Below are 22,034 nucleotides of genomic sequence, written 5' to 3'. Positions count from 1 at the left end.
GGTCACATCTTCCGCTTGGTCTTGGCCGTTGCTGGCGCTGTCCACGGGTCCTCGGGCCAGGGATGCTTCGGATAGCGCCCGCGCATCTCCGCACGGACCTGGGCGTACGGGCCGGACCAAAAAGAGGCCAGGTCATCTGTCACGGCCAGCGGTCGCCTGGCCGGAGAAAGAAGGTGGAACAGCACCGGCACCCGTCCGCCTACCAAGCGCGGCGTCGCAGCCCAGCCGAAGCACTCCTGCAACTTGACCGCCACGACCGGCCGGCCGTCGTCGTCGGCAACGTCCGGATAGTCGATCCGCACCCGGGAACCGCTCGGCACCTCAAGCCATTCCGGCGCCAGCTCACCGAGCCGGGCCGCCTCGGGCCACGGCAAAAGCCGCCGCAACGGCTCGGCCAGGTCGATCCCGTTCGTCGCAGCGCCTCCTGCGAGCGCTTCGAGCTCCGGTGCCAGCCACTTCTCCAGCCTGGCCAGCAAGGCGGGCTCGGAGACGTCCGGCCATGGATCGCCCAGTTCCCTGTGCAGCAAAGCCAGTCGCCGGCGCAAGGTATCGGCTGCCATCGACCAGCCAATGGTCCCCAGGCCTTCTTTCGCCAGGGCGCGGGCTACGGCAGCGCGACCGTCGTCGATGGTGGGCCGTACGGGCGTCGACGAAAGCAGAATCGCACCCAGCCGCCGTTCCCGCCTGGCGGTGACGCGGCCCTGCGTGAATTCGGCTTCCACCGTATCGCTCAGGAGGTGGCTGGCGGCAGCTTCCGCCGCATCCGCCGCCAAAGGTGCAGCGGAACGGATGACGGCGCCAGTGCCTGCCGCATCCCGGCCGTCCGCACGGGATACCTCGGCCACAGCGAGCCAATCGTGGCCGGCGAGCGGACTGCCCGCCGGCAGCCCGGCACGTGTTCCCGACGTCAGCAGGTAGCGTTCAGGGCCGGTGCCTGGAACGCGGCGCGCAACACGGTCGGGGAACGCAAGCGCGACCACGAACCCCAAGGCTTCGGCAGGACTCGCCAGTGAAGGCAGGCTCGGCGGTGCGGTCAGGGAAGGCCCGACGCCGGATCGCTCCTGGCGTGCGATCGCCTCCATGCGGCGGACATCCTCGGCCCAACGCCGGGCCGCGGGGTCCTTGCCTGCCCGGAGTGTGGCCAGCAGGCGCGTCAAGTCAGCTCCGGGAGCCCGTTGATCCCCTGCCACGAGGGCGACAGCCTCGGCAGCCGCCCGGTGCCCGACAGTGGCGGCACCATCCAGCAATGCGCGGGCCAGTCGTGGATCGGCGGGGATCCGGGCCAGGGTCTTCCCCACGTCCGTGGCAAGTCCGTCCGCGTCGATGGCGCCAAGTTCCCGCAGCACTTCAATGGCATCGTCCATCGCACCTTGGGGCGGGGAGTCCGGAAGTGCGAGCCCCCGGCCACCCGGCGATCCCCAACACGCGAGGACGAGGGCCGCGCCCGTCAGGTCGGCGGCCGCAATTTCCGGTGTGGGGTGGGCCGGTGCGGCGCCGTATGCCTTGTGCTCGTAGCAGCGGACCACTCGTCCTGGCCCTTGGCGTGCAGCGCGTCCTGCGCGTTGTTCGGCGGAGGCACGGGAGCAGGAGACCGTGACCAGGCCGGACATGCCGCGGTTGGCGTCGCGCCGCAGTTCACGGGACAGCCCCGCGTCGATGACCAGCCGCACTCCCGGAACGGTCAGGGAGGATTCGGCCAGGGCAGTCGAGACGATAATCCGGGGAGATCCGCCGGGCTCCCTGCCGGAGACCGCCCGGTCTTGTTCGGCCGGGCTTGCCTGGCCGTGAAGCTCCAATACCTCCACGTCCCTGGCCCTCGCAGCCAGTCTGGCGCGCAGCCGGGACGCGACGTGGGAGACCTCCCACGCACCAGGAAGGAACACCAGGGCGTCGATGTCCGGATCAGCTGCGAGGGTGTCCGCGTACGACGCCGCGGCAGTGTCCGCCACATGGTCCAGGAAGGCGCGGGTCACGCCGCGTCCGTCCAACCGTGGACCTGCCGCGGGCGCCCAGTCCACCGTCAAGGGATGCAGCGCGGACGGACAGTCGACGACGGGTGCCGGCCCGCCGCCGTCGTGCTTTCCGCTTGTGCCTTCTCCGGCGCCTCCAATCAGCGCGGCAAACCGTGGCGCGTCGAGGGTTGCGGACATCGCGACGAGCGTGAGGTCCTCCCGCAGTTCGCGGACCTCGATGAGCATTCCGAGCAACAGGTCCGTCTCCAGGCCGCGCTCGTGGACCTCGTCCAGGATCACAGCCCCGGCGGTCTCAAGCCCCGGATCCGCGAGCAGGCGGCGCAGGAGGATTCCGGGAGTCACGAACTCGATCATGGTCCCGGGGCCCGCCTGGCTTTCGCCGCGGACCGTGTATCCGACCCGTTCGCCGAGCCGGCTGCCGTCGAGGGCGGCGAGGCGCCGTGCCGCTGAGCGTGCGGCGACCCGCCGTGGTTGGGTCACGATCACCCGGGGGCGCTGCCTTCCGGTCACCGCGCCGGCCGCGCCGTCGGCGAGCAGGATGTTGGCAAGCAAGGGCGGCACGAGCGTCGTCTTGCCGGTCCCCGGGGGCGCTTGCACGACGGCGGTTCCTGCCGTTCCCCTTGTATCGAGGGCTTTGGCGAGTTCCCCCAGCGATTCTCCGAAGACGAGTCCCTCGCCGATGGTGTCCAGGTCGAAAGGGCGGCATGCGAGCGCGGCATTCCGGGGAACGGGTGGGGATTTCACTCCTCCATTGTGCCTATAAGCGGATCAGCCGTTGAAAGGTGGACTGCTTGCCGAATCGGGAGGACGATTAAAGGGCAGTTGCTAGAAGGAGGTCTGTGATGTGCTACGGCTACAACAAGGATTTCCGGCGGGACACCAGGAAAGATGCCTCACAGGAACCCGAGGAACGCCCTGAGCCCAAGGTCGACGCGAAGGACTTCATGTTCTGGGCCTTCCCACGCCGCTACCGTGAGTTCAGGAACGATCCGGAGCCGGTTATCGACCGGACCCGCGAAAGGGTCTAAGCCACGAAATTGAGAGGAACGTCCCAGAGGGCGTTCCTTTCATTTGTGGCCCTACAACTCGGCGAATCCAAGGTATTTACTGGAGATACAACGTAAGCGGGTTCGCCTGCCTCGTTGCGGAAAGTGGGCTCCCTTTTCCCTCCACTGCCACCGAAGGATCTCCGCCATGAACGCATTAGCACTTAGCGACGAAGCCGGTGTGCGGCCATGACAGCGGACGCCATCACCTGGCTGATTGTCTTGATTGTCCTGCTGGTCATCTGGTTTGCGATGGCCGTCCACATTGTCACGCAGTATGAGCGCGGTGTCCTGTTGAGGCTTGGGAGGATCCAGGGCCTCCGGACCCCGGGCCTTGTGATCATCATCCCGTTCGTCGACCGCCTGAGGAAGGTCTCCCTGCGGATCGTCACCATGCCGATCCAGTCCCAGGGCATCATCACCCGGGACAACGTCAGCCTGGACATTTCCGCCGTCGCGTATTTCCGGGTGGTGGACGCCATCAAGTCCGTCCTGGCCATCGAAAACGTCTACGCCGCGATCGACCAGATCGCACAAACCACGCTGCGCAAGGTGGTGGGTCAGCACACGCTCGACGAAACGCTCGCAGAAACGGACGTCATCAATGCCAACATCCGCCAGATCCTGGACGGACTGACCTTGGAATGGGGCGTCGAAGTGACCCTCGTGGAACTCAAGGACATCCAACTGCCGGACAGCATGAAGCGCGCCATGGCCCGCCAGGCCGAGGCCGAGCGTGAAAAGCGCGCCAAGATCATCGCCGCCGAAGGCGAGTCCCTGGCCGCTGCCGCGCTGGGCATGGCCTCTGACACCATGATGGCCCATCCACTGGCCCTGCAGTTGCGCAACCTGCAGTCCATGGTGGAGATCGGCGTGGACAAGAACACCACGGTCGTCTTCCCGGCTCCCTTGATGAGCACCATCGGCGAGCTCGGAGCATTCCTGGCCCGCGAAGCCGCCGCCGCGAAAGCCGCGCAACCACCAAGGACCATGACAGGACGGACGATGGCAGGGTGAGTGCGGCAGAATGAAACTGAACGGCGCCTATACTCGTTGAAGCCGTCGTAAAGCCCGCGAACCGGGCGAACAAGCTACGGAAGGAGGAAGACCATGACCGACCCCTCACGGGGCCGCGCCACCGCCTTCCTCCTCCGCACGGGCCTGTTGGCAGGACTGCTCGCGATCATCGGCGGAATCGTCGGGATGCATGTCATGGCGGGTGGGCACAGCATGCACGCCACCCCGGCTATGGGCCAGTCCGCCGTCGTGGGCCCCGCCACTGTCATCGGCCCGTCGCACATAGTTCAGCACGCGGATTCATCTCCGGCGCAGTCGTGCGCAAGCCCGGGCACGTGCACCACGATGTCGGCCCTGCACGCCGTCTGCGTCCCCGCTCCGGGCCATAACACCCTGACAGCACCCCTACCAGGTGTCCCGCCCTACGCCAATGCGGGCACGTCAGAGGCCGGTACCCTGGTCTCCGGATATTCGCACCGCCCGGGTAGTCCTTCCCCGGGCGATCTCTGCATCAGCCGCACGTAAAATCCACCGCCGCACCGGGCTGCCGGCCCGCTGCACAAGACTCCACCCTGACGCGCCGCCCCACACAGTGGGCTTGCTGTGCGCGTCCCACGCAGCCGCGCTTCTGCAGGCTGATTGATTGAAGGACCCCAAAACCATGAGAAAAAACCTGACCCTCGCCACCTTTACCGTGGCCACAGCAATCGCGCTCGCCGGCTGCTCGGCCGGAACCGGCGGCAGCAGCATGCCGGGAATGGACCACGGAAGCGCCTCTTCGTCTGGTTCGGCCGCATCCCCGGCCGCGGCGACCGCGGGAGACCATAACGCGGCGGATGCCGAGTTTGCCCGGATGATGATCCCCCACCATGCCCAGGCCGTCCAGATGAGCGACGTCATACTCGCCAAGAACGGCATCCCTGCCCAAGTGACTGCGCTCGCCGGCAGGATCAAGGCAGCCCAAGGCCCGGAGATCGAGAAGATGACCGGCTGGCTCAAGGACTGGAACGAGCCCGCGGGGATGTCGGGCGGCCACACCATGAACGGAATGGTGGACAACGAGGACATGACGAAACTCGAGGCCGCCCAAGGCCGGGATGCAGCCAGGCTGTTCCTGACCCACATGATCGCCCACCACCAAGGGGCCGTGGCCATGGCGCAGAAGGAAGGCACCGACGGTAAGAACGCCGATGCCCTCAAACTCGGCAAGGACATCGTGACGGCGCAGGAGGCCGAGATCAAGGAAATGCAGGAGCTGTTGGGCGCGCTGTAGTCACAAGCACCCTCCAGACCACACCGCCGGCCCACCTGTTTTTTCCAGTGTGGGCCGGTGCCTGCGGCTTGGGTTACGGCGTCCCCGGGCCTAGGCCGTGGCGCCTACGGATGTTCCTTCCGCCGCGAACAGCGCCTCCGCCACATCTTCCCTGAGGTGGTAGTCCCTGGCTTCGATCGGATACAGGGAACCGCTGACCACGTAGTACCCGCGGCCCTCGCCCGGCCCGCCGGCCGCGGCATCAATAGCGGCGATCATCCCCGGTTCCAGGGGCTTTTCTTTGCCTGCCTCGCGCAATCGAGCGAGGTCTTGGGCTTCAAGGCGACTGATCAAACCCGGAATATCGCACATCTAAAACACCGTCCTGTTCGGTACATGGGAATGGTTGCGCCGTCGCCCCAGCCCTTGGTGCATGCCAAGAACAGTAAGGCCGGGCATGGCTCGTGGCAAGGGCCAATTGACGACGGGTCCACTGAATGGACTCCGCTTGCTGACACTCCCGCTTTCATGCTGCGTTCTTGGTTCCGTTGCCTACTGTTCAGTAACGGTGTGCAACATCGAGTGAGTGACTTCACCATGCAAAGCCCATTCGGGCGACAATGTCTCCTTTTCCTCTACCCGGCGCGGCTTCCTGGCCGCCGCACTGACCGGCGCGGCTCTGACCCTGGCCCCGGTTTCGTTCGCGGCAGCCGCTACCGGAACCAGCAAGAGCAAGACGATCACCGGCCATCTGGATCCGGGAGCAGCGGACTTCGTCTATTTGCCGATCGAGGTCCCGGCCGGCGTCAACAAGATCAGCGTTTCGTACACCTACAGCAAGCCCCAGGTGGCCTCCGGACTTCTCACGAACGCCTGCGACATCGGAATCTTCGATGAGAAGGGTACCGACCTCGCCGGGAAGGGATTCCGCGGCTGGTCCGGTGGTTTCCGCACCGAATTCAGCATCAGCGCCGGCGACACGACGCCGGGTTACCTGCCGGGGCCGATTGGGAAGGGCACGTGGAATGTCGTTCTTGGCCCGTACCAGGTGGCCGAGCAGGGCCTTGACTACACGGTGAACGTTACGCTTGAGTACGGACCCGACGTCGCCCCTTTCAAGCCCCAGTATCCGCCGCAGCAGATTGCCGGCCGCGGCGCAGGCTGGTACCGCGGGGACGCCCACCTGCACACCGTCTACTCGGACGGAAAGCGCACACCCGAGGACGTCGCAGCCGGCGCCCGCGCCGCGCGCCTCGACTTCATGATCTCGACGGACCACAACACGCCGGCATCGCACGGCGTCTGGGGGCCGCTTGCCGGCAACGACCTGCTCATCCTCACGGGCGAGGAAGTCACCACGCGCAACGGCCACTACCTCGCGCTCGGCCTGGAGCCGGGCGAATGGATCGACTGGCGCTACCGTGCCCGCGACAAGGGGTTCGAGCAGGAAGCCCAGCGGATCCACGCCTCGGGCGGAATTGTTGTTCCGGCTCACCCGTACTGCCCGTATGTCGCCTGCCGCTGGAAGTTCGGCTATGACGACGCCGATGCGGTTGAGGTATGGACGGGCCCGTGGACCCTGGACGACGAGTCCTCCGTCAACACCTGGGATTCGATGCTCGCGCACTCCGTCCGTACCGGTGGCCGGTGGCTCCCGGCGATGGGCAACAGCGACGCCCACAGCGTCCCGCAGGTCATTGGCTTCCCGCACAACGTGGTCAACGCCGCAGCGTTGTCCCGCGATGCCCTGCTGGACGGCATCCGCAATGGCCGGAACTGGATCGCCGAGTCGGCTGACGTCTCAGTGGACTTCCAGGTCACGTCCGGCGGCAAGAGCGCGACCGTGGGCGAGCGGCTCAACGTCGCGGCAGGTGCCCCCGTCACGGTGACGGCGAAAATCGCCGGCGTGCCGAACGGCGTCGTACGCTTCATCACGGATGAAGGACAGACCCAGCAGGTCACGCTTCCCGCGTCGGGCCAGGGGACGAGCACCTGGGTCACCACCCCGCAGCTCGCGGCTTACGTGCGCGTTGAGGTCCGGCATCCGAAGATCGACGGAACATCCGGCAGCGGCACGGAGATGGGAACAGTCATCCCGCTCGGTCCCATGGCAGCGCTGACGAACCCGATCTTCCTCGGCGCCAGCTAGTCCGCAACGGATCCCATTCCGTTGAGGGAGTCCCTGCCAGTACCCCTACCAGCAGGGACTCCCTCATGTCGGAATTCTCCTGTTGGATGGATAGTGCCAATCCTCCGTCCACCAACAGGAGAATAATGCTGACCGTCAATGCTTACGCCGCCCCGTCCGCAAGCGAAGCCCTCGTTCCGACCACCATTGAGCGCCGCGACGTCGGTGCCCACGACGTGCTCATCGAGATCAAGTACGCGGGCATCTGCCATTCAGACATCCACACAGTCCGCGGCGACTGGGGACCGCAGTCCTACCCGCTCGCCCCCGGCCACGAAATCGCCGGAATCGTCACCGAAATCGGCTCCGACGTGACCCGCCACAAGGTCGGCGACCGCGTCGGCGTCGGCTGCATGGTCAACTCCTGCCGCGAATGCGAGAACTGCCGCAAGGGCGAGGAGCAATACTGCCTGAAAGGCATGACCGGGACCTACGGCGCCGTTGACCGCGACGGCACCATCACCCAGGGCGGCTACTCCACCCACGTCGTCGTGACCGAGGACTTCGTGGTGCGGATCCCCGAAGGGATAGCGCTCGACGCCGCCGCTCCCCTGCTGTGCGCAGGCATCACCACCTATTCGCCTCTCCGGCATTGGGGTGCCGGACCGGGCAAGAAGGTCGGCGTCGTCGGGCTCGGCGGGCTGGGCCACATGGCCGTCAAGCTCGCGCACGCCATGGGCGCCGAGGTGACGGTGCTGTCCCAGTCGCTCAAGAAGATGGAAGACGGCCTGCGTTTGGGCGCGGACCAGTACTTCGCCACGAGCGAGCCGGCCACCTTCGAAAAGCTCGCGCGGACCTTCGACCTGATCATCAACACCGTCAGCGCCCCGATCGACATCAGCTCCTACCTTCAGTTGCTGGCGCTCGACGGCGCGCTGGTGAACGTGGGCGCACCGGCGGAACCGCTGCCGGTCAACGCCTTCGCACTCATCGGGGGCCGGCGTTCGTTCGCCGGATCGGCGATCGGGGGCATCCGGGAGACCCAGGAAATGCTCGAGTTCTGCGCCGAACACGGGCTGGGGGCCGAGATCGAAGTCATCCCGGCCGAGAAGATCAACGACGCTTACGAGCGGGTCCTCGCCTCCGATGTGCGGTACCGCTTCGTCATTGATGCCTCCACGCTGGGCTAGGCGGGAAGGGCGGGCGTAATCTCTTGGCCGCGGGAGTCCGCAGCAACGATGATGTCCCCATGAAGGCAATGCGATGAACAAGAACCGGCTTGAGGCATTCAGCGACGGCGTCCTCGCGATCGTCATCACCATCATGGTGCTTGAGCTGCGGGTGCCCGCGGAACCGACATGGCATGCCTTGCTGAGCGTCTTTCCCACGTTCCTCAGCTATTTGCTTAGTTTCGTCTACGTGGGGATCTACTGGAACAACCACCACCACATGATCCATCTGGCGGATCGGGTCAACGGCCGAATTCTCTGGGCGAACCTGCACTTGCTGTTCTGGATATCCCTCTTCCCGTTCAGCACACGTTGGATGGATGAGTCGGGCTTCGCCGAGGTCCCGGTGCTGGCTTACGGTTTCAACCTGCTTTGCGCCGCCGTTGCCTACTACGTCCTGCAGCAGTCGTTGATCCGGCGCCAGGGCCGGCAGGGTGCGCTCGCCCAGGCGATCGGCCGGGACTGGAAGGGGAAGACGTCGCCGCTCATCTATGTGGCCGGCCTTGGCCTCTGCTTCCTCCATCCCTTGCTCGCCGTCGCCGCGTACACCGTCGTGGCCATGATCTGGCTGGTTCCGGACCGGCGCGTTGAACACTTCGTCACCCGTGCACACGAGGACCGGTCCGGGTAGGGGCAAGCCCGCTTATCCAGCGCCCACAAGGGCGACGCCAAGGCGCGAGAGCTCCCCCATGGTGGGATCGTTGGCTGGCGCATCGGTGATGAGGCCGGCGACGCTGGCGAAAGGCAACACCGAGTAGCGCGAAACGGCCCCGATCTTCTCGGCGCTCGCAAGGACGTACGTATCTGCCGCACGGGCGGCGAGGGCACGCTTCATCGCGGCTTCGTCTGCGTCGGCGGTGGTCAGCCCGTGGTCTGGGTGGACTCCCGTGACACCGAGGAAGAACAACTCGGCGGAAACGGCCTGGGTGGCCTCGACGGCCGCAGCCCCGCAGGTCACGGCAGAGTGCTTGAACAAGCGGCCCCCGAGGAGGAACACCTCGATGAGGGGATGCTCGACAAGCGCCGAGGCGATGGTCGGACTGTGGGTAATCACAGTGCAGTCGAGCTCCGCCGGCAGCGCGTGGACCACCGCGAGGGTGGTGGTGCCGCCGTCGAGGATCACGGCGGAACCCGGCTGGATCATCAAAGCGGCGCAGGCAGCAATGCGCCCCTTGCTCTCCGGCTCGACCGTAGCGCGGGTGGCATAGTCGGCAATCGCAGGAGAAGCCGGCAGCGCACCGCCGTATACACGCTGGCAGAGCCCGGCCGCGGCAAGCTCGCGCAGATCGCGGCGCACGCTGTCTTCGGACAGGCCGAGTTCACGGGCGATGTCTTTGGCGATCACCTTGCCATCGGCCGCAAGCCGCGAGAGGAGAAATTGGTGCCGTTCGGCAGCAAGCATGCGCGTTCCTTCCTGATGTTGCACGATCATGCACTATTCTAGCGGGATGACTCCGAGAATCGATGCCCCTCCCACGACGTTGCGTCCTGGAATTGATGTCCCCGACCACCGCGGCCGCACCGGCCTCGACCAGGCAGGCCGGGGCCTCGACCGCAATCCCGCCGTGGTGGTGCGCGACGTCGAAGTGACTTCCGACGGTTGGCACGTGCTGCGTCGCACCACCTTCGACTACCGCCGCAGGGACGGCCGATGGGTCACCGAGCAACGCGAAAGTTACGACAGGGGGAACGGAGCAACGATTCTGTTGTACGACGCCGGCCGGGGCACGGTTCTGCTCACGCGGCAGTTCCGCTTTCCGGCCTATGTCAACGATCATCCGGACGGCATGCTGATCGAGGCTGCTGCCGGATTGCTGGACGACGACGATCCCGAAACGGCCATCCGGCGCGAGGCAAGCGAGGAACTCGGCGTCGACGTCGGAACGCTGCGGCACGTCTTCGACGCATACATGAGCCCCGGATCTGTCACCGAACGGCTGCACTTCTACGTCGCGCCCTACACCCCGGCGGACCAGACAGGCCCCGGCGGCGGAGTAGCCGCGGAGGGCGAGGACATCGAAACCATCGAGATTGCCTTCTCCGATGCCCTCGCCATGATCGACGACGGCCGCATCGTGGACGGAAAGTCGATCATGCTCCTTCAGTGGGCGGCCCTCAACGGCCTCTGCCAAGTGCCATAAGCCACCCTCGGCCCCCCCTCAGACCGCGCCGCTCAGACCCGGCGTGAGCGCCGTTCAAGCAGGAGCGTGTCGCGCCATTGGCCGGCAAGGGGCCCTGTGCTCATGCGTGCGATGCGTTCGCGACGGCCAACAATGGTGAATCCGTTGGCCTCGTGAAGGCGGATGCTGGCCTGGTTCTCGGGGAAAATGCTCGACTGGATGGTCCAGATGCCGTGCTCTTCGGTCGACGCAGCCAGCGTTTTCAACAGCAGGCCTCCAACTCCCCGTCCGCGCGCAGAACCGGCGACATAGACAGAGTGTTCGACGACACCGGCATATGCCGGGCGCGCAGACACAGGGGAAACAGCAGTCCACCCCACCACGAGGCCGGATGCAACAGCGACGAATCGGTGATCGGGAAGGCGGCCCGCGTTGAACTGCTCCCAGTCCGGGGCTGCCGCTTCAAAGGTTGCCTGCCCGGTCTCGATACCCTCCGTGAAAATCGCACGGACCGAGGGCCAATCCTCGGGATTCATGGGCCGGATCAGGACGGCTCCGGCTTCGCTGAACATTCACCCATTATGCACATGGATTGACGAGCCCTTGATTGAATCCCCCGACCTTGTTGCACTTGTCCCATGAGCAAAGAACAACTGATCATCATTGGATCCGGCCCCGCCGGTTACACCGCGGCAATCTATGCCGCCCGGGCGGGCCTGAGCCCCCTCGTCCTTGCTGGATCAGTCACCGCCGGCGGCGCGCTGATGAACACCACGGAGGTGGAAAACTTCCCCGGATTCCCCGCCGGAATCCAGGGACCCGAGCTCATGGATGGCCTGCAGGAACAAGCCGGGCGCTTCGGCGCGAAGATAGTGTTCGACGACGTCACTCAAGTCCAGCTGGCCGGGCACCTCAAGCGCGTGGTCACCGGCTCCGGCGACACCCACGAGGCACCGGCCGTAATCCTTGCGACCGGTTCCGCCTACAAAGAACTCGGCTTGCCCGAAGAGAAGAGGCTGAGCGGACACGGCGTTTCATGGTGCGCCACATGCGATGGCTTCTTCTTCCGCGAACAGGAAATCATCGTGGTGGGGGGCGGCGACTCCGCCATGGAAGAGGCGATGTTCCTGACCCGGTTCGCGAAGACCGTGACCGTCGTCGTCCGTAGGGAAGAGCTAAGGGCCTCCCGGATCATGGCCCAACGGGCCAAGGACAATCCGAAAATCCGCTTCGCATGGAACTCGGCGATCACGGCGATCCACGGCGACGCCAAGGTTACCGGGGTTACCCTGGCCGACACACGATCCGGTGAATCGCGTGAACATGCGGCTACGGGCATATTCGTGGCCATTGGACATGTCCCGCGGACGGACCTTGTCGCAGGACAGGTGGAACTCGACGCCGAGGGCTACATCAAGGTGGATTCCCCCACCACTGTTACCAACCTCTCCGGAGTTTTCGCTTGCGGCGACGCCGTGGACCACCGCTACCGCCAGGCCATTACGGCCGCCGGCACGGGTTGCGCCGCGGCCCTGGATGCCGAACGGTACCTCGCCGCACTCGATGACGCGGACAGCATCGCCACGGCATTGGTGGAAGAACCCACCCACGCCTGAGCCGCACCCAACTAACTAGCAGTAAGTGTCGTTTTGAGGGCTCAAAGCGACACTTACTGCTAGTTAGTTGGGCAAAGCGCGAGCTTATCAAGCTGCACCTAAAAGCTACTTTTCGGTATGCCTAACTTAACGGTATCCTCATCATGTCCGTATCCCCGCTGTTGAGGAAACCATGGCTGCCACGATTGTTGAGCGACCGGCGAGCAAACCCCGGTGGAAGTCCCGGCTGCTCCTGTTGGGGCCGGCTTTCGTGGCTGCGATCGCCTATGTCGATCCGGGCAACGTCGCGGCAAACCTCACCGCGGGAGCGAATTACGGCTACCTCCTCGTGTGGGTCCTGGTAGCGGCGAACATCATGGCGGTCCTGGTGCAGTACCAATCGGCGAAACTTGGTTTGGCCACCGGGCACAGCCTTCCTGAGCTCCTGGGCAAACGCTTGGGAACCCACCGTCGCAGACTGTTCTGGGTCCAGGCAGAGGTGGTGGCCGGGGCTACCGACATGGCCGAAGTCATCGGCGGAGCCGTGGCCCTCAACCTCCTCTTCGGACTGCCACTTCTCATGGGCGGCATCATCATCGGAGTGGCTTCCATGTTGCTCCTGGCGCTCCAGTCGTCACGGGGCCAGAAGTCCTTTGAATACGCCATCATGATGCTCTTGGCCGTCATCGCCGTTGGTTTCGTGTCGGGTCTCTTCGTCAATCCCCCGGAGACCGGCGGCGTATTGGCGGGTCTGGTGCCGCGATTCGAGGGCACGGACACTGTCCTTCTTGCCGCGAGCATGCTCGGCGCCACGGTCATGCCGCATGCGATCTACCTGCATTCAGCGCTGGCCCGCGACCGGCATGGTTTCTCGGAGGACCCCGCTGAACGGACGCGGCTCATCAAGATCACCCGCGTGGACGTCGTGGGGGCTTTGGTGCTTGCCGGGGTCGTGAACATCGCCATGCTCCTTTTGGCCGCGTCCAGCCTGCGGGGAGTCGAAGGAACCGACACGATCGCCGGTGCCCATGCCGCTGTGACATCTGCCCTTGGTCCGATCATCGGCGTGGCTTTCGGTATCGGTTTGCTTGCCTCAGGCCTCGCTTCAACGTCCGTCGGATGCTACGCCGGAGCAACGGTCATGGGCGGGCTCCTTAAGATCCGAATACCCCTGCTGCTCCGCCGGGTGGTTACGCTGGTCCCGGCGCTGGTCATTCTCGGCGCGGGCATCGAACCCACGCTGGCACTCGTGCTGAGCCAAGTCCTGCTGAGCTTCGGCATTCCTTTCGCCTTGATTCCGCTGATCCGGCTCACCGGCAAGCGCGAGGTCATGGGCATCCACACGGATTCCACGCCATTGAGGATTGCCGGGTGGACCAGCGCTGCACTGATCGTGGGACTCAACTGCGTCCTCATCGTCCTGACAGTCACGGGGAAGTCCTAGTCCCATGAGCAACCCCCAGGGCCTGGCCCGTCGGCTGGGTACCTTCGACGCGGTCGTGATCGGATTGGGCTCGATGATCGGCGCCGGCGTGTTCGCCGCCTTCACTCCTGCCGCTTCCGCCGCAGGATCAGGGTTGCTGATCGGGCTCGTCATCGCGTCGGCTGTGGCATTCTGCAACGCGACGTCCTCCGCCCAGCTCGCCGCCGCGTACCCGACGTCGGGCGGAAGCTACATTTACGGCCGTGAACGGCTGGGACCCTGGGCCGGATACCTGGCCGGTTGGGGATTCGTCATCGGCAAGACCGCCAGCGCGGCGGCCATGGCCATGACATTCGCCGCCTACGCAGCCCCTCCCGGGTGGGAACGTCCCGTGGCCATCGCCGCCGTCGTCGTCCTCGCCGCGGTGAACTATCACGGGGTGACCCGCACGGCTGGCCTGACCCGCATTCTGGTTCTCGCAGTGCTGGCGGCCCTCGCCGTCGGGGTGGCAGCGTGTTGGGGCGGCTCTGCCCCGTCTCCGGCCAACATCCCCGGGGACGGACTGCTTGCGCACGGCTGGTACGGGATCCTCCAATCCGCAGGGTTGCTGTTCTTCGCCTTCGCAGGCTACGCGAGGATCGCCACGATGGGAGAGGAAGTCCGGGACCCCCGCCGGGCGATTCCGCGTGCCATCGGGATCGCCTTGGGCATCGCCGTCGTCATTTACGCCATCATCGCCGTGACTCTCCTTGCCGCGCTCGGCCCGGACGGTGTGGCTGCCACCCCGACGCCGCTCGCTGCCGCGGTCGGAGCCGGGACCTTAGCCTGGGCCGTCCCGGCGGTCCGCGCGGGAGCCGCCGTCGCCTCCCTCGGTGCACTGTTGGCCCTCATCGCGGGCTTGGGCCGGACCACCCTGGCAATGGCCAGGCACCACGACCTGCCGCACTGGCTCGCCGCCGTCCACCCCCGGTACCGTGTCCCGCACCGGGCCGAGGTCACTCTCGCCGTCGTGATCTGCGTGATCGTCGCGTTCGCCGACTTGCGCGGCGCGATCGGTTTCTCCTCGTTCGGCGTCCTCATCTACTACCTGGTCGCCAATATTGCGGCGTATACCCAACCGGCCGAAGACCGCCGATACCCCAAAGCGCTCCAGGTGTTCGGAGCCCTGGCCTGTGTGGTCCTCGTGAGCACGCTCCCGCCGCTATCGGCGGCCGTGGGCGTCCTCATGTTCGCGGCAGGCATCCTCCTGCGCGTCGCGAGGCTCAAGCGATAGCGTCATGGGTTGGCGCAGGGCCAGCAGGAAGTTCCTTCGGCAGCGTTCGCCGCGACGTCCGCCCGGCCAGGACAATGACAAGCAGGGCCAAGACCGTGAGTGCGGCGCAAGCCGCGAAGATGCCCTGGTAGCCGAGCGCCGTCGTCGATCCCAAGGCGATGATGGGGCCCGAGACGATAGCGCCGACGCGGCGCGTGTTGGTGTAGAGCCCCGAAGCCAGGCCGGGACGGGGAATCAGCCGCTGGAACAACGTCAACCCCACGCCCGCCACAATCCCGAAGAACCAGGCATTCAGGACCTGGAGCGCAATCAGGGTGGCGGGGTTGGAGACAAAGGCCATGCCCGCGTAGTAGGCGATCCCGGCCACGCATCCGGAGGCGATGAGCGCCCGGCTGGAGTAGCGGCGCGCCAGCCGCCCGATCAGGAAGAGCGCAGGTATCTCAAGCGCGGCCGACACGCCAAGCGCGATGCCCGCCCAGATGACATCCACACCGAGCCCTTGAGTCACGAACAGGCTCATGATGGACACAGCGGCGCTGTTGGTGGCCTGCAAGGCGACAAAGGCGAAGACGACGGCAGCGACCCCGAATTTCGAGAACGGGTGCCCATCCTCTTCGGCATGGGCCTTGGGACGATTCTCGTCGGAGGCAGCGCGCCGTCGGGAAATCATGGCAGCAGTCGTGGTGACGTTGAGGACGGCCACCACACCAAGCGCGAGCAGGATGGCCCGATTGCCCAGCGCGCCCATGATGAATGTCGCGAGGGGCGGTCCCGCGACCCAGGCGAAAGAGACAATCGCGCGGGTGTTCATCACGTCGCTCATTCCGGCGCCTGAGTGCCTGAGGTGGGCGAACAAGAGCGAGCTTCCGACCCCTGCCGGGCCGCCAAGGACTATCAAGCCCACGACGGCGAGCGGCAGCGAAGTGCTCATGGCCAGGAGGGTGGACAGCGCCAGGGTCAGGACGCCACAGGCCAGCATGGGGCGCAAGTAGTCGTTTGCACGGTCGGCATACGCCGGCACAAGAAGGGAAGCGACGAAGCCGCTGGCATTGTAGACCGCGAGGACCCACCCCACCTCGGCCGGGGTGGCGTTGAAGAGCGCCACCAGCAGGAGTGCCAGCGCGGGGTTGAGAAACGCGAACTGGAACCCCCACAACAGCGCCGCAGACGGGACGAGCAATCGCTTCATGCTTCCATTCGGGTTATCCACGCCCTCAACCCTAGAAGCCTTCCCGGCCGTGAGGGAGGCCCTGCCGGTACCTGTATCGGCAGGTCTTCCGGCTTGTCAAGACGGATTTTGGCCGCGGGCCCGAGAGGATCCGGCCGGCGGCGGGGCTCTGACAAAACCCGAATCAGGGGTGGACGGCGGAGGTCGCACAGAGCAGGATTGAGCCATGAGCATCCATGAGGCACTTCTGAAGCAGGCCAGCGTAACCGCCACGGAAGCCACGCTCGTGGCGAAGTTCGAGATCGAGGGCAACATCCCTGGTTCCGGCGCCTATGTCGTAGGCCTGGTCGCGGCGACTCCGGACTATTCCTCTCAGCGAAGACTGGGTATCGAGTTCATGAACGGGGAGGCGATCGCCTTCTTCTCCTTTAACCACGACCAAAGCGCCGAAGAGAACTACGACCTGAAGGGTGTCGAGCACTCGGGGAACACTATTACCGGCCATTTCCCCCTCTCGGCGATCAACGGCCTTGGCAAGGGACATGTGATGACGGCCTTCAGTGAAGCCGACGGCCGTGAGTTCCAGTCCGGCGTCACCGTCGAAGAGTCGCTCTAGGACCGCGCGCCCAAATCCATGACCGATTCGCCCTTGCGTGTCATGTGACACATGCGCGCGAAGGAATAGTGCCTGCCGGGTTACCGTTGATGCGAGTAGTTCAAAACAACGACGGCAGGAGAATCCGTGGACTTCACCCCCGAATCCGGCACCATCACTATGTTCTCGACCACTTGGTGCGGTTATTGCAACCGCCTGAAGAAGCAGCTGGACGCCAAGGGCATCGGCTACAACGAGATCAACATCGAAGAGGTCGAGGGCACTGCCGAACTCGTGGAGAAGCTGAACGGCGGGAACCAGACCGTCCCCACGGTCCTCTTCCCGGACGGAACCGCGGCCACCAACCCGTCCGCAGCCGAGGTCGAAGCGCGCCTCGCCGCCTGAACCTCCAGAGCTGGGTTATCCGGGCTGAGTTATCCCGGTGGTGCGGCTGGTTCCAGGCGCACCACCACGGACTTGGACGCAGGAGTGTTGCTGCCCTCGGCGGTCGAATCCAGCGGTACAAGGACGTTTGCCTCCGGGTAATAGGCAGTCACGCAACCGCGGGCCGTGGGGTACGCGATCAACCGCAGCTGGCGCAGGACCCTGTCCACGCCGTCGTCGGCTTCGCTGTGGACGTCCACATAGCCGCCGTCGGCAAGGCCCAGGTCAGCCAGGTCGTCGCTGTGCGCAAAGAGCACCATGCGGCCCTTCTTCACGCCGCGGTAGCGGTCGTTCATGCTGTAGGTGGTCGTGTTGAACTGATCGTGGGAGCGCACCGTCTGGAGCAGCAGGCGCCCCTCCGGGACATGGATGGTCTCAAGGTCGTTGACAGTGAACATCGCTTTCCCGGTGGCGGTGGGAAACTTCCGCTCGTCCCGGGGGCCGTGGGGCAGGACGAAACCGTCACGGCTCCGGGCTTTCTTATTGAAGTCCTCGAAGCCAGGCACCACGTGGGAGATGTGTTCGCGCACTGAGTCGTAGTTCGCTTCGAAACTTCGCCAGTCCACAGGGACTTTGTCGCCGAGTACCGTGGCGGCCATGCGGCATACGATCGCCACTTCGGACAAGACTTTGTCCGAAATCGGCTCCAGCCTTCCCGCCGAGCGGTGAACCGCGCAGACGGTGTCCTCGACGGTGACGAACTGCTCTCCGCCGGCCTGGCGGTCTATTTCCGTACGGCCGGTGGTCGGCAGGATCATCGCTTGCTCCCCCACCACGGCGTGGGAACGGTTGAGCTTCGTGGAGATCTGGACTGACAATCGGGTCTTGCGGACGGCCGCCTCGGCAGCAGTGGTGTCAGACATTGCGTGCACGAGGTTTCCACCGAGCGCTACGAGCACCTTGATCCTGCCGTCCCGCATGCCGCGGATGCTGTCCACGGAATCGACGCCGGGGTGCCGCGGCGGGTCGAAGCCGAATTCCTGCTGCAGGGCGTTGAGGAATGGTTCGGGCATCTTCTCCCAAATGCCCATGGTGCGGTCGCCCTGGACGTTGCTGTGCCCACGGATCGGCGACGGTCCGGCGCCGGGTTTGCCGATGTTTCCACGGAGCAACAGCAGGTTGACGATCTCCTTGATGGTGGACACGGCCTTCTTGTGCTGGGTCAGGCCCATCGCCCAGGTGATGATGACTTTCTCCGCACGCAGGTAGCGGGATGCGAGCTCGTCGATTTCCTCGGTCCTTAGGCCCGTCGCGGCAAGGACGTCCTTCTCGTCCAGCTCGTCGATGTGGGCTTGGAACTCTTCGAGTCCTTGGCAGTGCTCCTCGATGAACGCATGATCGAGTACCGCCCCCGGCGCTGCCTTCTCCGCGTCCAGAACCCGCTTGGAGACTGCCTGAAGCAACGCCATGTCTCCTGCGAGGCGGATCTGCAGGAACTGGTCCGCCAAGTCCGTTCCTTTGCCCACCAGCCCACGGGGACGTTGCGGGTTCTTGAAGTTGATGAGTCCGGCTTCGGGGAGCGGGTTCACCGCCACAATGCTGGCACCAGCGAGCTTTGCCTCCTCCAACGCGGTGAGCATCCGGGGGTGGCAGGTCCCCGGGTTTTGGCCCATGATGATGATCAAATCCGCCTTGGCGAAGTCCGTGTAGCTGACGGCGGACTTTCCGACGCCGAGCGTCTCACCGAGGGCAAGCCCCGTGGACTCGTGGCACATGTTCGAGCAATCGGGCAGGTTGTTGGTTCCGAACGCCCGGACGAAGAGCTGGTAGACAAACGCGGCTTCGTTGCTCGTCCGCCCGCTCGTGTAAAAGGTCGCTTCGTCAGGCGATTCCAGGGCGTTCAGCTCACGGGCCACAATCCGGAACGCATTGTCCCAACTGATGGAACGGTAGTGGCTGGAACCCGCGGGTTTGTAGACGGGTTCAACGAGCCTGCCCTGCTGTCCCAGCCAGTATTCCGAGCGCTGGGCGAGGGATTCGACGTCGTTCTCGTCCCAGAAACCGGACGGAACCTTGAGCGGATCAGCCTCCCACCCGACGGCCTTCGCACCGTTCTCACAGAACTCGGCCAGCTTCCGCTCGGGAGGATCCGGCCAGGCGCAACTCATGCAGTCGAAGCCGTCCTTCTGGTTCATTGCCAGCAGGGACTTCCAGGTGCGGGACGGCCCCATCTGGCTCACCGCACGCGGCAAGGAGTCCACCAGGCTGGGCAAACCCGCGGCCGATCGCTTCGGCGGTCCAACGGTGAGGTCCGCATCGGAATCGTGAACAACCGATGGCTTCTTGTCCATTGTTCTACCTCGGTCCACTTGCTTGTGGCCTCAAGCGTAGTCCTGGCAGTATTCGTCTACAACGCCGTGCTGGTGCTCGTCACGGGGAGCAGGCTCTGGAAATCGCCGTCGACGAGTTCGGCATATTCCGCGTAAGCCGCGACGACGGCTCCCTCCACCGTGGGTACGTCCAGCTGCGGCAAGAGGTCGTTGGCCGCCCCGGCAGTGGCTGGGTCCCACTCGAGTCCGAGGGCGCCATAGCTGGCAGTGAGGACTTCGCGGATGGGCGCCGAGTTCTCGACGACGATCACCGAACTGAACAGCCATCCCCCGGAGACCACCCTCTGGGCGGTCCCGACCAGCTTGATCCGGTGCGTTGGAAAATCGGGGTCCAGGCCGTGGACGCTGAACTCGCCCGGGCAGTACTCCCCGGGGATCTCCCCGACGGCGGCCTGCACCCCAACACGGCGGAGCGCACCCGCGAGTATCTCGCCAAAGAAGGAGAATCGGGCCTTCGCCCCGGCAATCGCGTCGGCGTGAGGCTCCACATGGTCGATCACCAGGGTGCCCCGGTGGTATGCCGCGGCACGCCCGCCCGCCTTGCGGATCAGGGGTTCGAAACCCAGGTTCCGGCAGGCCTCGGACGCGGCCTGGAATCCCGGCAGCTTGGCATCGCGTTGCCCGAACGCCACCGTAGGCCGGGGCCTGTACATTCGGAGCGTCGGGCCGAGCAGCCCTCTGCGGGCACGGTTGAGGAGTTCGATCCCGAAGTCCAGGTCATCGGCGACTCCGAGGGATTCTTCCTGGCGCACTACCGTCAGCGTGCGCTGTGTCCGGGCGGGGTCCTCAACCATCAGCTCTTCCTCAGCGTGAGGATCTGCTCCGCGCGGCCGAAAGGGCCACTGATGTCGTGAAGCACGGTGGATGTGAGGCCGATGCCGTCGTTTCCGAAGGAGACCATATTGTCCAGGCCCAGCCATTCGCCCGCAGGTTCGCGGTACATGTGGATCTGCAGGTCAAGGTTGGGGAAGATGTAGCTGTTCTTTCCGGGTGAAACGCGCGCGGCAATACCGTTGGCTGTGTCCACGAGTCCGACCAGCCGCGCGAGATCGCGGCTGTCCGCAGCATCGGTGAGCGGATGCTCCGTGCGGATCCAGACTTTGCCCGAGCCTGCCCGGTGTCCTTCCGCTATCCGCATTTCGAGGGACCGGATGTAGCCACCCGGCCATACGCTCGCGCCGTCCCACGGCTTGCATTCGTCCGGGGCCGGCATTTCAACGTCTTCTATGGCGGCGACGGCACTCGTGTCGCTGGTCGCCATGCGCCAGGCGGTGGCACGGATAGCCACGCGTCCTGCCGCCGAGAGTTCCGCCTGGATCAATTCAATCGTCCTGCCGGGGCGGACCGTGGCCGTGGTGATGTCGAATTCGCCGCCGGGGATCAATCCGAGGATTTCGTAGCTGAGGCGGGCCATCCGGACGTCGTCGCGCGGCTCATGGCGGAGCAGGGCATCAGCCAGGATGCCCGATGCAGGCGCCATGTGCTGCTCGTGCGGATTCCACGCCCCCTGGGCGTGGATGGTTGAGCGGAAGCGCCCATTCCCGAGCGATTCGTAGTAGAAGTCGCCTTCCGCAAGGTCCGGAAGCTCAATACTCAACGCCTGCCCTTTCGCCGGTCCGGTAATGGAACTCAGACCACTGTATCTTCTGGCGCCACAGCCGTCCGACGCCGACGCCGCATGACCAGGCAGACCGCCAATCCGGCAAGGATGAGGAACAGGAGCGCGGCGGCAAAAGGGGAGGCCGCCATGACGGCGAGCCAGGCATCCATCGCCGCGAGGCCGATGGTCGCGTAGACGAGGGCCCAGATACCGGAGCCTACAATTGCCGCAGGGAGATACCGGCTGAGTGGCATTCTCGCAGCCCCCGCGGCCAGGTTCACGGCGGTTTGGAGTCCGATAGTCAGGAAGGTCAGCACGACCGCGTAGGGACCAAAGCGCTGAATCAGGGCCTGCGCTTTGCTTGCTTTGGGGCGATGCAAGGCGCGTGCGAACCGCGTGCGTTCCATTCCGGCCGCTGCGCCGCGGCCGATCCAGTATGTCGCGTTGACCCGGACCATCACGACGGCGAAGAGCGCCGCAAGCGCCACTTCAAAGGGCAGGTCGAGGATCTGGTCCACGCGCGCCCTCCCCGGTCTCCTTCACAGCTAAGTCTTACCTTAGCTCACGAGGAAACACGGCCGGCCGGGCGGCTACGAGCTCCCGCCTGTGCGATCGATCGTGAAATCACCACCCGGATACAGGATGGTCTCGTGGCCATCGTCAAAACGGACGAAATACGGCGGCGCACCATTTGCACCGCGGACTTCGATGATCTCGCCGTGCCGGTCGGACGCCCCGACCGTCCTGCCATGAATGATGATCCGATCTCCCTGGGCTGCTTCCACAGGAACCACCTCCCAGCATTCAGATTACGAGTGTTGGGCCGTCGTGGGAACAGGGT

The 22,034-nt window shown here is 65.2% G+C and carries 23 protein-coding genes; 13 read left to right on the top strand and 10 right to left on the bottom strand.

The window, feature by feature from the left end:
* Positions 1 to 2: 2 nt before the first annotated feature.
* On the bottom strand, positions 3 to 2,717 hold the full coding sequence (hrpB, locus tag VLA65_RS06935; RefSeq protein ID WP_332602100.1) for an ATP-dependent helicase HrpB: 2,715 nt from the start codon (positions 2,715 to 2,717) through the stop codon (positions 3 to 5).
* Between the two features lie 98 nt (positions 2,718 to 2,815).
* On the opposite strand from hrpB, the gene VLA65_RS06930 reads away from it, so the two are divergent.
* The 4 genes from VLA65_RS06930 to VLA65_RS06915 all read left to right on the top strand — a co-directional run bounded on the left by VLA65_RS06930 (position 2,816) and on the right by VLA65_RS06915 (position 5,309).
* Positions 2,816 to 3,001: a hypothetical protein gene (locus VLA65_RS06930; protein ID WP_059389306.1), complete on the top strand. Its 186-nt coding sequence runs from the start codon at positions 2,816 to 2,818 to the stop codon at positions 2,999 to 3,001.
* Between the two features lie 207 nt (positions 3,002 to 3,208).
* On the top strand, positions 3,209 to 4,036 hold the full coding sequence (locus VLA65_RS06925) for a slipin family protein (protein WP_059389307.1): 828 nt from the start codon (positions 3,209 to 3,211) through the stop codon (positions 4,034 to 4,036).
* 93 nt (positions 4,037 to 4,129) lie between these two features.
* Positions 4,130 to 4,561 (top strand): hypothetical protein, encoded by a 432-nt coding sequence (locus VLA65_RS06920; RefSeq protein ID WP_332602099.1) that lies wholly within the window; start codon positions 4,130 to 4,132, stop codon positions 4,559 to 4,561.
* 136 nt (positions 4,562 to 4,697) lie between these two features.
* Positions 4,698 to 5,309 (top strand): DUF305 domain-containing protein, encoded by a 612-nt coding sequence (locus VLA65_RS06915; protein WP_306959555.1) that lies wholly within the window; start codon positions 4,698 to 4,700, stop codon positions 5,307 to 5,309.
* Positions 5,310 to 5,399: 90 nt separating this feature from the next.
* On the opposite strand, the gene VLA65_RS06910 is transcribed toward VLA65_RS06915, so the two are convergent.
* Complete coding sequence (locus VLA65_RS06910) at positions 5,400 to 5,642, bottom strand: hypothetical protein (protein WP_284988254.1); 243 nt, start codon at positions 5,640 to 5,642, stop codon at positions 5,400 to 5,402.
* Between the two features lie 232 nt (positions 5,643 to 5,874).
* Between VLA65_RS06910 and VLA65_RS06905 the strand changes: the two genes are divergently transcribed.
* From VLA65_RS06905 to VLA65_RS06895, 3 genes are all read left to right on the top strand, one after another.
* Positions 5,875 to 7,437: a CehA/McbA family metallohydrolase gene (locus tag VLA65_RS06905; RefSeq protein ID WP_306959551.1), complete on the top strand. Its 1,563-nt coding sequence runs from the start codon at positions 5,875 to 5,877 to the stop codon at positions 7,435 to 7,437.
* A 125-nt stretch (positions 7,438 to 7,562) separates the two neighbouring features.
* On the top strand, positions 7,563 to 8,606 hold the full coding sequence (locus VLA65_RS06900; RefSeq protein ID WP_306959550.1) for an NAD(P)-dependent alcohol dehydrogenase: 1,044 nt from the start codon (positions 7,563 to 7,565) through the stop codon (positions 8,604 to 8,606).
* 73 nt (positions 8,607 to 8,679) lie between these two features.
* Positions 8,680 to 9,276, top strand: a complete 597-nt coding sequence (locus VLA65_RS06895) for a TMEM175 family protein (protein WP_332602098.1) — start codon at positions 8,680 to 8,682, stop codon at positions 9,274 to 9,276.
* A 12-nt stretch (positions 9,277 to 9,288) separates the two neighbouring features.
* Here VLA65_RS06895 and VLA65_RS06890 read toward each other — a convergent pair whose 3' ends face one another.
* Positions 9,289 to 10,047 (bottom strand): DeoR/GlpR family DNA-binding transcription regulator, encoded by a 759-nt coding sequence (locus VLA65_RS06890; protein ID WP_332602097.1) that lies wholly within the window; start codon positions 10,045 to 10,047, stop codon positions 9,289 to 9,291.
* Between the two features lie 46 nt (positions 10,048 to 10,093).
* On the opposite strand from VLA65_RS06890, the gene VLA65_RS06885 reads away from it, so the two are divergent.
* Positions 10,094 to 10,786, top strand: coding sequence for an NUDIX domain-containing protein (locus VLA65_RS06885; protein ID WP_306959544.1), 693 nt, complete (start codon positions 10,094 to 10,096; stop codon positions 10,784 to 10,786).
* Between the two features lie 32 nt (positions 10,787 to 10,818).
* Here VLA65_RS06885 and VLA65_RS06880 read toward each other — a convergent pair whose 3' ends face one another.
* On the bottom strand, positions 10,819 to 11,337 hold the full coding sequence (locus VLA65_RS06880) for a GNAT family N-acetyltransferase (RefSeq protein ID WP_332602096.1): 519 nt from the start codon (positions 11,335 to 11,337) through the stop codon (positions 10,819 to 10,821).
* A 66-nt stretch (positions 11,338 to 11,403) separates the two neighbouring features.
* On the opposite strand from VLA65_RS06880, the gene trxB reads away from it, so the two are divergent.
* From trxB to VLA65_RS06865, 3 genes are all read left to right on the top strand, one after another.
* Positions 11,404 to 12,381, top strand: a complete 978-nt coding sequence (gene trxB / locus VLA65_RS06875; protein WP_307052987.1) for a thioredoxin-disulfide reductase — start codon at positions 11,404 to 11,406, stop codon at positions 12,379 to 12,381.
* 172 nt (positions 12,382 to 12,553) lie between these two features.
* Positions 12,554 to 13,804, top strand: a complete 1,251-nt coding sequence (locus VLA65_RS06870) for an Nramp family divalent metal transporter (RefSeq protein ID WP_059389316.1) — start codon at positions 12,554 to 12,556, stop codon at positions 13,802 to 13,804.
* A gap of 4 nt (positions 13,805 to 13,808) precedes the next feature.
* Positions 13,809 to 15,056 (top strand): APC family permease, encoded by a 1,248-nt coding sequence (locus VLA65_RS06865; RefSeq protein ID WP_332602095.1) that lies wholly within the window; start codon positions 13,809 to 13,811, stop codon positions 15,054 to 15,056.
* Here VLA65_RS06865 and VLA65_RS06860 read toward each other — a convergent pair.
* Positions 15,046 to 16,245: an MFS transporter gene (locus tag VLA65_RS06860; protein WP_059389317.1), complete on the bottom strand. Its 1,200-nt coding sequence runs from the start codon at positions 16,243 to 16,245 to the stop codon at positions 15,046 to 15,048. The two genes, VLA65_RS06865 and VLA65_RS06860, sit on opposite strands and share 11 nt — an antisense overlap.
* Before the next feature lie 205 nt (positions 16,246 to 16,450).
* Here VLA65_RS06860 and VLA65_RS06855 point away from each other — a divergent pair, with 205 nt between their 5' ends.
* Positions 16,451 to 16,840 (top strand): hypothetical protein, encoded by a 390-nt coding sequence (locus VLA65_RS06855; RefSeq protein WP_059389318.1) that lies wholly within the window; start codon positions 16,451 to 16,453, stop codon positions 16,838 to 16,840.
* A gap of 126 nt (positions 16,841 to 16,966) precedes the next feature.
* Positions 16,967 to 17,224, top strand: a complete 258-nt coding sequence (locus VLA65_RS06850) for a mycoredoxin (RefSeq protein WP_059389319.1) — start codon at positions 16,967 to 16,969, stop codon at positions 17,222 to 17,224.
* A 29-nt stretch (positions 17,225 to 17,253) separates the two neighbouring features.
* On the opposite strand, the gene VLA65_RS06845 is transcribed toward VLA65_RS06850, so the two are convergent.
* The 5 genes from VLA65_RS06845 to VLA65_RS06825 all read right to left on the bottom strand — a co-directional run bounded on the left by VLA65_RS06845 (position 17,254) and on the right by VLA65_RS06825 (position 21,978).
* On the bottom strand, positions 17,254 to 19,554 hold the full coding sequence (locus tag VLA65_RS06845; RefSeq protein WP_332602094.1) for an FdhF/YdeP family oxidoreductase: 2,301 nt from the start codon (positions 19,552 to 19,554) through the stop codon (positions 17,254 to 17,256).
* A gap of 56 nt (positions 19,555 to 19,610) precedes the next feature.
* Positions 19,611 to 20,387 carry a lipoate--protein ligase family protein gene (locus VLA65_RS06840; protein WP_332602093.1) on the bottom strand — a complete coding sequence of 259 codons (777 nt, stop codon included), beginning with the start codon at positions 20,385 to 20,387 and terminating at the stop codon, positions 19,611 to 19,613.
* Positions 20,387 to 21,190, bottom strand: a complete 804-nt coding sequence (locus tag VLA65_RS06835) for a thioesterase family protein (protein WP_059389321.1) — start codon at positions 21,188 to 21,190, stop codon at positions 20,387 to 20,389. The genes VLA65_RS06840 and VLA65_RS06835 overlap by 1 nt, the downstream gene beginning before the upstream one ends.
* A 32-nt stretch (positions 21,191 to 21,222) precedes the next feature.
* Complete coding sequence (locus VLA65_RS06830) at positions 21,223 to 21,711, bottom strand: DedA family protein (RefSeq protein ID WP_059389322.1); 489 nt, start codon at positions 21,709 to 21,711, stop codon at positions 21,223 to 21,225.
* 72 nt (positions 21,712 to 21,783) lie between these two features.
* Positions 21,784 to 21,978: a DUF1918 domain-containing protein gene (locus VLA65_RS06825; RefSeq protein WP_059389323.1), complete on the bottom strand. Its 195-nt coding sequence runs from the start codon at positions 21,976 to 21,978 to the stop codon at positions 21,784 to 21,786.
* Positions 21,979 to 22,034 lie beyond the last annotated feature (56 nt).

It is taken from the genome of Arthrobacter sp. S2(2024), assembly GCF_036662515.1.
In the GTDB taxonomy this organism is placed as follows: Bacteria; Actinomycetota; Actinomycetes; order Actinomycetales; family Micrococcaceae; genus Arthrobacter.
This window is presented reverse-complemented; position numbering and strand designations above follow the sequence as displayed.

What these genes read in the sequence shown, in the direction of transcription:
- VLA65_RS06840 (WP_332602093.1), bottom strand. Translation starts at nt 20,387, where the DNA reads ATGGTTGAGGACCCCGCCCGGACACAGCGCACGCTGACGGTAGTGCGC.
- VLA65_RS06895 (WP_332602098.1), top strand. Translation starts at nt 8,680, where the DNA reads ATGAACAAGAACCGGCTTGAGGCATTCAGCGACGGCGTCCTCGCGATC.
- VLA65_RS06925 (WP_059389307.1), top strand. Translation starts at nt 3,209, where the DNA reads ATGACAGCGGACGCCATCACCTGGCTGATTGTCTTGATTGTCCTGCTG.
- VLA65_RS06880 (WP_332602096.1), bottom strand. Translation starts at nt 11,337, where the DNA reads ATGTTCAGCGAAGCCGGAGCCGTCCTGATCCGGCCCATGAATCCCGAG.
- VLA65_RS06920 (WP_332602099.1), top strand. Translation starts at nt 4,130, where the DNA reads ATGACCGACCCCTCACGGGGCCGCGCCACCGCCTTCCTCCTCCGCACG.
- VLA65_RS06865 (WP_332602095.1), top strand. Translation starts at nt 13,809, where the DNA reads ATGAGCAACCCCCAGGGCCTGGCCCGTCGGCTGGGTACCTTCGACGCG.
- VLA65_RS06860 (WP_059389317.1), bottom strand. Translation starts at nt 16,245, where the DNA reads ATGAAGCGATTGCTCGTCCCGTCTGCGGCGCTGTTGTGGGGGTTCCAG.
- VLA65_RS06845 (WP_332602094.1), bottom strand. Translation starts at nt 19,554, where the DNA reads ATGGACAAGAAGCCATCGGTTGTTCACGATTCCGATGCGGACCTCACC.
- VLA65_RS06930 (WP_059389306.1), top strand. Translation starts at nt 2,816, where the DNA reads ATGTGCTACGGCTACAACAAGGATTTCCGGCGGGACACCAGGAAAGAT.
- VLA65_RS06900 (WP_306959550.1), top strand. Translation starts at nt 7,563, where the DNA reads ATGCTGACCGTCAATGCTTACGCCGCCCCGTCCGCAAGCGAAGCCCTC.
- VLA65_RS06915 (WP_306959555.1), top strand. Translation starts at nt 4,698, where the DNA reads ATGAGAAAAAACCTGACCCTCGCCACCTTTACCGTGGCCACAGCAATC.
- VLA65_RS06890 (WP_332602097.1), bottom strand. Translation starts at nt 10,047, where the DNA reads ATGCTTGCTGCCGAACGGCACCAATTTCTCCTCTCGCGGCTTGCGGCC.
- VLA65_RS06870 (WP_059389316.1), top strand. Translation starts at nt 12,554, where the DNA reads ATGGCTGCCACGATTGTTGAGCGACCGGCGAGCAAACCCCGGTGGAAG.
- VLA65_RS06855 (WP_059389318.1), top strand. Translation starts at nt 16,451, where the DNA reads ATGAGCATCCATGAGGCACTTCTGAAGCAGGCCAGCGTAACCGCCACG.
- VLA65_RS06885 (WP_306959544.1), top strand. Translation starts at nt 10,094, where the DNA reads ATGACTCCGAGAATCGATGCCCCTCCCACGACGTTGCGTCCTGGAATT.
- trxB (WP_307052987.1), top strand. Translation starts at nt 11,404, where the DNA reads ATGAGCAAAGAACAACTGATCATCATTGGATCCGGCCCCGCCGGTTAC.